The organism is Burkholderia sp. Tr-20355 (assembly GCF_017104685.1).
GTDB lineage: Bacteria > Pseudomonadota > Gammaproteobacteria > Burkholderiales > Burkholderiaceae > Burkholderia > Burkholderia seminalis.
The window spans coordinates 26,049-34,942 of sequence record NZ_JAAGPK010000090.1 but is presented as its reverse complement, the minus strand read 5'-3'; the positions used below and the strand labels follow the sequence as shown (position 1 = coordinate 34,942).

Here is an 8,894-nt window from a genome sequence, read left to right as displayed (position 1 = left end):
CCGGTGCAACCGCCGCGGCCGCTGCCGATGACGGTGGAACTGACGCGGCCGCCCGAACCGCTGCCGCAGGCCGCGCATCCGCCGCCGATCGTGCCGCCGAAACCGCTGAAGCAGGCGCCGACGCCGCCGAAGCCGCAGATACCCGCGCGGCCGTTCCGCATCCGGCAGCGGCACCGTCCACCGTGCCGCAGGCGGCGCGCGAAGCTGCACCTGTGCCCGCGCCAACGGCACTGGCCGTCGCAACCCCGGCGCCGGCACCCGCACCCGCCGCACCCGTGCGTGAAACCGCGCCGATCGGCGACGCGGCGTACCTGCGCAACCCGGCGCCCGACTATCCGGCGTTCGCGCAGGACCAGGGCTGGGAAGGGCGCGTCGTGCTGCGCGTGCACGTGCTCGCGAGCGGCACGCCCGATTCCGTCGAGGTCCGCACGAGCAGCGGCCGCCGCGTGCTCGACAACGCGGCGGTGGCCGCCGTGAAGCGCTGGACGTTCGTGCCCGCGAAGCGCGGCGACGAAGCGGTCGACGGCTGGGTCAACGTGCCGATCGATTTCAAGCTGGGCTGACCCGACGGGCGGCTCGCCATATTTTTCAAGGAACTCACATCATGAACGGTATCCCGACCACCTTCATCGTCCAGGGCGCGCTCTGGCTGCTCATCGTCTTCTCCGTCGTCACGTGGACGTTGATCGTCGTGAAGGCGATCCAGAGCCTGCGGTCGAGCGCGCGCAACCGGCGTTATGTCAGCGCATTCTGGGCCGCGAACAGCTTTCACGACGCGGCCGCGCTCGACAGCGCGAACAGCCCGGTCGGCGAACTCGCCGCGACGGGCTTCGACGCGCTGCGGCGTGCCGACGAGAGCAGCGCACACGATCTGGAACACAGCTGGAGCCGCCACGACCTGCTCGAACGCCATCTGCGGCAGCAGATCCACAATGCGCGCCGGCGCGAGGAAGCAGGGCTCGCGGTACTCGCGTCGATCGGCAGCACCGCGCCGTTCGTCGGCCTGTTCGGCACCGTGTTCGGCATCATCCACGCGCTAACCGCGATCACGCACAGCGCATCGGCGAGCATCGACGTGGTCGCCGGGCCGATCGGCGAGGCGCTCGTCGCGACCGGGATCGGCATCGCGGTCGCGGTGCCCGCCGTGCTCGCCTACAACTTCTTCGTGCGCCGCGTGAAGGCCGCATCGGCCGACCTCGATGCGTTCGCAACCGACTTCGTGACGCTCGCGCAGAAGGCCGGCTTCCGCGTGCCGGCGACGGTACCCGCGGCCGCGCCGGCGCGCCGTGCCGGCGATACCCGTCAGGAGGCGTTCGCATAATGGCCTTCTCGTCCTCCTCCGACAACGACGACGTGCTCAGCGAAATCAACATCACGCCGCTCGTCGACGTGATGCTCGTGCTGCTCGTCGCCTTCATCGTCACCGCGCCGCTGCTCAACAACGCGGTGCACGTGAATCTCCCGAACACAGTCGCCACCGCGCTGGCCGACCGCAAGCCGAACGTCACCGTGAGCGTCGACGCCAAGGGCGTCGTGTATCTCGACAAGCGTGCGGTCGCGCTCGCCGCGGTACCGGCCGAGCTGGCCGCGCTGAAGGCGGGCCGGCCCGACGTCGCGCTCGACCTGCAGGCGGACGAGCACGTGCCGTACGGCACCGTCGCGAAGCTGATGGCCGCGATCGAGCATGCGGGCATCACGCGGCTGTCGGTGCTGACCGCGCCGCGCGGCTGACGCGCTCTTCACGACTTCCTTTGCGAATGCATCCATGAGCACCACGGCTTCACACAACGTTCAATCGATCTGGTACACGCGCTGTCCGGTGCCGACGCCGCTCGGCATCGCCGCGCATCTCGGCTGGCTCGACAGCGAATTCGCCGGCGACGGCATCACCGTGCGCGCGCTGCAGGAAAGCCAGCACGCGGCGCTGCATCACGCGCACGTCGATCATTCGCTCGACAACGCGTTCCGGCAGGGCGGCAGCATTCCCGCGCTGTGGGCACGCGCGGCCGGCGCCGATACGCGCGTGGTCGCGCTGACCTGGGTCGACGAGGCGCAGGCGATCGTCGCGTTGCCGGAAGCCGGCCTCACGCGACCGAAGGACCTGCGCGGGCGCCGCATCGGCTTGCCGCGTCGCGACGGCGAGCGCATCGACATCTTTCGCGCGGCGGCGCTGCGCGGCTTCGTCAGCGCGCTGTCGCTCGACGGGCTCGGCCCCGGCGACGTCGAATGGGTCGACGTGCCGGCGTCGAACCTGCGCGCGCCCGTGTCGACGCCCGCGACCCGCGACGCGGCATTCAGCCACCCCGCGAGCCTGTCGAGCCGGCGGCTCTATGCGGCCGAAGCGGCCGCGCTCGTGCGCGGCGATGTCGATGCGATCTACGTGAAGGGCTCGCTCGGGCTGGAGACCGCGCACCTGATCGGCGCGCGGACGGTCGTCGACATCGGCTTTCATCCCGATCCGCAGATCCGCATCAACAACGGCTCGCCGCGTCCGCTGACCGTCAATGCGGCGACGCTCGAGCGCCATCCCGGCATCGTCAGCCGCTTCCTCGCGCGCGTGACCGATGTCGAAGGCTGGGCGCGCGAGCACGAACACGAAGTGCTCGGCTATCTCGGCCGTGAGACGGGCTCGGGCCATGACTGGCTGCGGCTGGCGTACGGCGCCGACGTGCACCGGCGGTTGCGCACCGATCTCGACGAAGCGTCGATCGCCGCGCTGGACGATTTCAAGCGCTTCCTGGTGGCGTGGCGGTTCCTGCCCGCCGACTTCGACGTGCGCGCGTGGATCGACCGGCGTGCGCTCGACGGCATCGCGACTTTGTCGCGGTGAGCGCGACGGCACGCGTCGCCGACGCATGGCGGCGCGAGCGCTTCACCGGCGGCTTCATGCTGCTGGCGCTCGCGAGCGGCACGACGATCAGCATGGCGCAGCTCGCGACGACGCTGTATGCGCTCGCGCTCGGCGTCGACAGCGCGCGGCTCGGCATCATCGCCGCGATGGAACCGCTCGGCATCGCGCTGATGACGCTGCCGGCCGGGCTGCTGGTCGCGCGCTACGGCGCGCGGCGCGTGTACTTCGCCGCGAGCATGGGGCCGATGCTGCTCAATCTCGTCGTGCCGTTTACCGGCGCGTGGCCACTGATCGCGCTCACGCAGGCGCTGATCGGACTGTGCATCCCGTTCCGGATCGTGTCGATCAACGGCGTGTTCCTCGCGCGTCTCGCACGGATCGGCCTCGCCCGCGCGGGCTGGTATCGCGCGGCCATGACGGTCGGAACGGGCATGGCGGGGCCCTGGCTCGCAAGCTGGCTGATCGGGGCGCATGGCGCGGTCGCGACCTTCTGCGCGGCGTCGGCGAGCTTCGCGGGCATGGCCTGGTTCAGCCGCCTGCTGCTCGGCGACGCGGAGCCGCCGGCGCGCGGTGCGCAACCCGACGCCGGTGGCCTGCGTGCGTTGCTCGCGCTTGCGTGGAGCCGCGACGTGCGCGAGCAACTTGCGCTGGAAGCGGTGAACAGCGCGACGCGCTCGCTCGTCGGCACCTATACGGTCGTGCTCGCCATCCAGTATCTGAAGTTGCCGCAGTCGGGCGCCGTCGCGCTGCTGACCCTGCAGGGCGTCGTCGCGGTGATCGCGCTGTTCGGGCTGGGGCATGTCGCGCAGCGGATGACGGAGCGCCGCTGCCATGCCCTTGGCCTCGCAGGCGGCGTGGCCGGGCTGCTCGCGTTCGGCCTCGCGCACGACGTGTGGATCGTCGGCGCGGGGCTCGCCGCGTTGTGCGCCGGGTCGTCGCTGGTGCATCTCGTCAACATGCAGCATCTCGGCCGCCACCCGGCCGACAAGAGCCGGGTGGCCAGCCTCTACAACCTCGCGTCGATGACGGGGGCGTTCTGCGGCCCGTTGGCCGGCAGTGCGCTCGTGCCGGTCGTCGGGTTGCGGGCCGTGTTTCTGTGCTGGCTGCCCGTCGTCGTGCTGGTTGCGTTCGCGTTGCGCTTCGCCGATGGGCGGCGCGACGCGATGCGGCCGCTGCCTGAAAAGTTGTCCTGAAGATCGTCGTCGCCGGTGTTGCGTGACAAGCAGTTTGCTTTCCTCCACAGATGCGCATGCAGCAACACCGGCACCATGCGCGCGCCGGAAGCCCCGTGCGACGGGCCTGTCGATGCTGGCATCCGAATTGCATTAGAGAACCCGTGCGTAGCGCGCACATGCGTTCAACCGATCAAACAGGATGACTCATCGATGTTCAGGAAAAAACTAATCGTCACCGCGCTGGGGGGACTGCTGACGGGCGGCGCCGTATCGTTGCCGGCGTGGGCAGAGGATGGCGCGGCGGCGGGGACGCCGGACGCGCAGCCGGCGCAACAGGCACCGGACGACGCGACCGCGCCGAAGCCGGCGCGTGCGAGCCGTGGCACGGCCGCACGAGAAACGAACCTCGGCACGGTAACTGTGACGGCGCGCCGGCGCAAGGAAAGCATCCAGGACGTGCCGGTCGCGGTGAGTGCGCTGAGCGGCGATGCGATCAAGAACAACGAACTGCGCGTGATCAACGACGTGACGAAGTACGTGCCGAACTTCACCGGGCAATCGACCGAGGGCCGCGAGCGGCCGCGCTGGTTCCTGCGCGGGGTCGGCAGCAACGATCCGTCGGACCTGTCGTTGAGCCCGATCGGCGTGTACTTCGACGACGTGTACATCAACAGCGTGTTCGGGCAGGGTTTTCCGCTGTTCGACCTCGATCGCATCGAGGTGCTGCGCGGGCCCCAGGGCACGCTGTGGGGCAAGAACACCGTGGGCGGTGCGCTCAGCATCACGTCGCAGAAGCCGACCTTCGATGTGAGCGGCTATGGCAAGCTCGGGATCGGCCAGTACAACAGCCGGCTCGCGGAGGCCGCGATCGGCGGGCCGATCGGCAAGAACGACGTGCTGGCCGCGCGTGTGTCGGTGTATCACGAGAATGCCGACAGCTTCTACACGAACACCGTTCAGCAGGGGCGCTTCGGCGGCTTCCACGACAATGCGGTGCGCTTCCAGGTGCTGGCCGTGCCGACGTCGGACACCGACTTCCTGTTCAACATCCACGGCCGAAACTATACGGGCGGGGGCAATGCGTGGCACGCGGAAGGCGCGGGGCCGCGCGGCACGAACCAGTTCGGCTTCGTCGGCTCCGCCGATCCGTACACGGTGTCGCTCAATGCGCCGTCGAGCGATCACATCTCGACCTGGGGCACGTCGCTCACCGCGCACTGGCGCATCAACCCGGCCGTGACGCTGACGTCGATCACCGCGTTCGAGGGGCTGCACCGCTGGTACCAGGACGACGAGGATTATTCGGCGTTCGACGCGGCGCGCTCGCACGACCGCCTGTCGAGCCGCCAGTTCTCGCAGGAATTCCGGCTCGAATCGCCGCAGGGCGACCGGCTGAGCTGGCTGGTCGGCACGCACCTGTTCACCGAGCAGCTCGCCGAGCAAGGCGCGGGCGGCAGCCCGAGCAGTTCGCCGTCGCCGGCGTACTACCACCTGACCGATCTCTCGCAGCACACGCAGAGCGCGGCGATCTTCGGCAGCATCAAGTACCGCTTCACCGACCGCTTCAACGTGACGGGCGGGCTGCGCTACACGGTCGAGCGCAAGACCATCAACCTGACGGGGCTGCAGGGTACCGGTAACGTGACGTTCAGCGATCCGAACAGCTGGTGGTCGCCTTCGTCGGTGTCGTCGCCGCTCGCGGTCAGCGCGCAGCAGAACCAGACCAACACGTGGCGCGCACCGACCTGGGACCTGACGCCCGAATATGCGCTCAGCAACAACGTGCGCGCGTATTTCCGCTACGCACGCGGCTTCCGTTCGGGCGGCTACAACGGCAACGCCTATACGCAGAGCACCGTGTCGACCGTATCGCCCGAGTACCTGACCGATTACGAGGTCGGCATCAAGAGCGAGTGGTTCGACAAGCGGCTGATCGTCAACGCGAGCGTGTTTCATTACGACTATCGCGACATCCAGGTATTCGCGCTCGCACCGAACCCGTTCGGCGGGCCGCCGGTGTCGACGCTGTCGAACGCGGGGCAGGGGCGCGCGGACGGCTTCGAGCTGGAGCTGAAGGCGCAGCCGGTCAACAGCCTGTACCTGTTCGCGAACCTCGGGATGCTGAACACGCGCTACACGGAATTCCGCTACGTGCCGACGGCCGTCGGCAATTCGTTCGCGCGTTCACCGCATACGACGCTGAACGCGGGCTTCGACTATCGCGTGCCGGTTCCGTTCGGCACGCTGACGGCGGGCGGCGACGTGAACTACCGCAGCCGCGAGTATTTCAGCGCGACGCGGCAGACGATGCCGCAACTGTGGCAGGGCGGTTACACGGTGCTGAACGCGCACGTGTCGTACACGACGCCGAACCAGAAGTACATCGTGACGGGCTACGTGACGAACCTGACGAACAAGGTCTACAAGAAGCTCGAGCTGTTGCCGTCATATGGTGCCTATCCGGTGCTGTACGGTGATCCGCGCACGGTCGGAATCACGCTGACCGCGAAGATCTGACGGGTGGCGCATGCCGCGGTGCTGGCGCGTGGCGCGCCGGGCCGCGGCAGGTCGCGGGGTCTGCCGCGACGGCGCACGCCGTCAGATCAGCAGCGATACCGTCCTGAACAGCGCGAGATCCTCCTTGCGCGCCGAGCGCGCGTGCCGGCGGATCACGTACAGCAGGCATTCGATGAAGCAGCGTGCGGCATCGCTCAGCGTGCTGCTGCGGCGCGTGACGATCCCGAGGTCGCGCGGCTCGAACGTTTCCGTCAGCGTCAACGGCCGCATCCGTCCGCCGAACGGTGGTACCGCCGCGAGGATCGTCGGGCACCACGTGCACATGTCGGCCTGTTCGAGCATCGTCTGCAGCATCGCGACCGACTGCGCGCGCACGATGCGCCGCTCGTCGATCCGCGCGCCGTGGCGCGTGAACAGGTAGTCGACGAGCGCGGCCTGCCCGTCGGCCGCGAAATTCAGCACCCAGTCGTGGTCGAGCAGATCGTGGATCGACCGTGCGCGTTCGCGCGGATGGCCGGCGCGCACCATGACCGCCGTGTCGTAGCGCAACATCGGCTCGAACCCGAATTCCTGCGTGCCGCCCGGTTGCACGTGTCCGAGCGCGAAGTCCATGCTGCCGTCGCGCAACAGCGGTTGCGCAACGGCCATCAGCGCTTCGTAGAGTTCGAGTCGCACGTCGGGCATCCGCTCGCGAAAACGCAGCACCGTTTCCGCGAGGAAGGTCACCGTGAGCCATGGCGTGACGCCGATGCTCAGCCGGCCCTCGACGCGGCCGCGCATGCGCTCGAGATCGCTCCGCGCATGCTCGAGCTGCTTCAGCACGAGCTTCGCATGCGTGAGCAGCGTTTTCCCGTAGTCGGTGAAGCCGATGCCTTCCGGCGCACGCACGAGCAGCGGCAGGCGCTCGCTCGCTTCCAGCTCGCGCAGCGCACGCGTGACGGCCGCTTGCGACAGCCCGAGCGCGCGTGCCGCACCACGGATGCTGCCGGCCTCCGCGCTCGCGACGAGTGCCTGCAACTGATGCAGCTTGATGGTGCTCATGACACGATACCCGACAACGAAAGGTTGTCATCATAACGAAACCGCGGCTGTTCGCCTGGATTTTCGCTGCATACGATCCGGTCACGATCGATCATTCGGGCGATCGGCAACCGGAACGTGTCAGGGGGAATCGGGGTTGGAACGGAACCATATCCATCCGGAAATATCGGCGATCGAGGCGGAGATGATCGCGCTGCGGCGCAGGCTGCATGCGCATCCTGAGCTCGGCTTCGACGAGCATGCGACGAGCGCCATCGTCGCCGATTGCCTGACAACATGGGGTTATCAGGTCACGCGCGGACTCGGCGGCACCGGCGTGGTCGGCACGCTGACGCGCGGCCCCGGGAAACGGCTCGGGTTGCGCGCGGACATGGATGCGCTGCCGATCCGCGAAACGACCGGGCTGCCGCATGCGAGCCGGCATGACGGCGTGATGCACGCGTGCGGCCACGACGGCCATACGGCGATGCTGCTCGCGGCGGCCCGCTGTCTTGCCGGGCGGGCGCGCTTCGCCGGCACGCTGAACCTGATTTTCCAGCCGGCCGAGGAAGGGCTCGGCGGCGCGAGGCGGATGATCGACGACGGACTGTTCGTACGATTTCCGTGCGACGCCGTGTTCGCGATGCACAACGTGCCGGGCTTGCCGGCCGGTGTGCTCGGTTTCTGCGACGGCCCGGCGATGGCGTCGGCCGACGAGGTGCGCGTGCGTGTGATCGGGCGCGGCGGGCACGGCGCCGCGCCGCATACGACGATCGACCCGGTGGTCGTGTGCGCGTCGATCGTGATGGCGTTGCAGACGGTCGTGTCGCGCAACGTGAATCCGCAGGAGCTGGCGATCGTTTCGGCCGGCTCGATCCACGCGGGAACCGCATCGAACGTGATTCCGTCCCACGCGGACCTGACGCTCAGCGTGCGTGCGTTGTCGCCGGACGTACGTGCGCTGCTGGAGCGGCGCATCCTCGAGATCGTGCACGGACAGGCCGCGAGCTATGGCGCGACGGCCGAGATCGACTACCGGCACGACTATCCGGTGCTCGTCAATCACGCGGCGCAGACGGCCTTCGCGCGCGAGGTGGCGCGCGAATGGGGCGGCGATGCGGCGCTGATTCCGCATCTGCGGCCGATCGCGGCGAGCGAGGATTTCGCATTCATGCTGGAGGAATGCGCCGGCAGCTACCTGTCGATCGGCAATGGCGACGGGGCGTCCGGATGCGGGCTGCATCACCCGGGCTACGACTTCAACGATGCCTGCCTCGCGACGGGCGCGAGCTACTGGATCGCACTCGCCGAGCGATATCTCGGATGACGCG

General features: G+C 68.7%; 8 protein-coding genes. 7 read left to right on the top strand and 1 reads right to left on the bottom strand.

All coding sequences use genetic code 11. The features are described from left to right. Positions 1–275 precede the first annotated feature (275 nt). The 6 genes from G3N62_RS21835 to G3N62_RS21810 all read left to right on the top strand — a co-directional run bounded on the left by G3N62_RS21835 (position 276) and on the right by G3N62_RS21810 (position 6,543). A complete protein-coding gene (locus tag G3N62_RS21835; protein WP_346778206.1) occupies positions 276–563 on the top strand; it encodes an energy transducer TonB in 288 nt (95 codons plus the stop codon). Between the two features lie 41 nt (positions 564–604). Continuing rightward, positions 605–1,321, top strand: coding sequence for a MotA/TolQ/ExbB proton channel family protein (locus G3N62_RS21830; RefSeq protein WP_124670094.1), 717 nt, complete (start codon positions 605–607; stop codon positions 1,319–1,321). Then, positions 1,321–1,731 (top strand): biopolymer transporter ExbD, encoded by a 411-nt coding sequence (locus G3N62_RS21825; protein ID WP_034188385.1) that lies wholly within the window; start codon positions 1,321–1,323, stop codon positions 1,729–1,731. The genes G3N62_RS21830 and G3N62_RS21825 overlap by 1 nt, the downstream gene beginning before the upstream one ends. 34 nt (positions 1,732–1,765) lie before the next feature. Next, entirely contained in the window at positions 1,766–2,830 is a 1,065-nt protein-coding gene (locus G3N62_RS21820; RefSeq protein ID WP_034188384.1) for an ABC transporter substrate-binding protein, read from the top strand. Continuing rightward, positions 2,827–4,044: an MFS transporter gene (locus G3N62_RS21815; RefSeq protein ID WP_124670093.1), complete on the top strand. Its 1,218-nt coding sequence runs from the start codon at positions 2,827–2,829 to the stop codon at positions 4,042–4,044. The genes G3N62_RS21820 and G3N62_RS21815 overlap by 4 nt, the downstream gene beginning before the upstream one ends. Positions 4,045–4,236: 192 nt before the next feature. Then, positions 4,237–6,543, top strand: coding sequence for a TonB-dependent receptor (locus tag G3N62_RS21810; RefSeq protein WP_124670091.1), 2,307 nt, complete (start codon positions 4,237–4,239; stop codon positions 6,541–6,543). A gap of 81 nt (positions 6,544–6,624) precedes the next feature. Here the strand turns inward: G3N62_RS21810 and G3N62_RS21805 are convergent, their stop codons facing one another. Beyond that, a complete protein-coding gene (locus G3N62_RS21805) occupies positions 6,625–7,584 on the bottom strand; it encodes a LysR substrate-binding domain-containing protein (protein WP_124670090.1) in 960 nt (319 codons plus the stop codon). 184 nt (positions 7,585–7,768) lie between these two features. On the opposite strand from G3N62_RS21805, the gene G3N62_RS21800 reads away from it, so the two are divergent. Further along, positions 7,769–8,890, top strand: coding sequence for a M20 aminoacylase family protein (locus G3N62_RS21800; protein WP_124670191.1), 1,122 nt, complete (start codon positions 7,769–7,771; stop codon positions 8,888–8,890). The last annotated feature ends 4 nt before the right edge of the window (positions 8,891–8,894 follow it).

What these genes read in the sequence shown, in the direction of transcription:
- G3N62_RS21820 (WP_034188384.1), top strand. Translation starts at nt 1,766, where the DNA reads ATGAGCACCACGGCTTCACACAACGTTCAATCGATCTGGTACACGCGC.
- G3N62_RS21830 (WP_124670094.1), top strand. Translation starts at nt 605, where the DNA reads ATGAACGGTATCCCGACCACCTTCATCGTCCAGGGCGCGCTCTGGCTG.
- G3N62_RS21800 (WP_124670191.1), top strand. Translation starts at nt 7,769, where the DNA reads ATGATCGCGCTGCGGCGCAGGCTGCATGCGCATCCTGAGCTCGGCTTC.
- G3N62_RS21810 (WP_124670091.1), top strand. Translation starts at nt 4,237, where the DNA reads ATGTTCAGGAAAAAACTAATCGTCACCGCGCTGGGGGGACTGCTGACG.
- G3N62_RS21805 (WP_124670090.1), bottom strand. Translation starts at nt 7,584, where the DNA reads ATGAGCACCATCAAGCTGCATCAGTTGCAGGCACTCGTCGCGAGCGCG.
- G3N62_RS21825 (WP_034188385.1), top strand. Translation starts at nt 1,321, where the DNA reads ATGGCCTTCTCGTCCTCCTCCGACAACGACGACGTGCTCAGCGAAATC.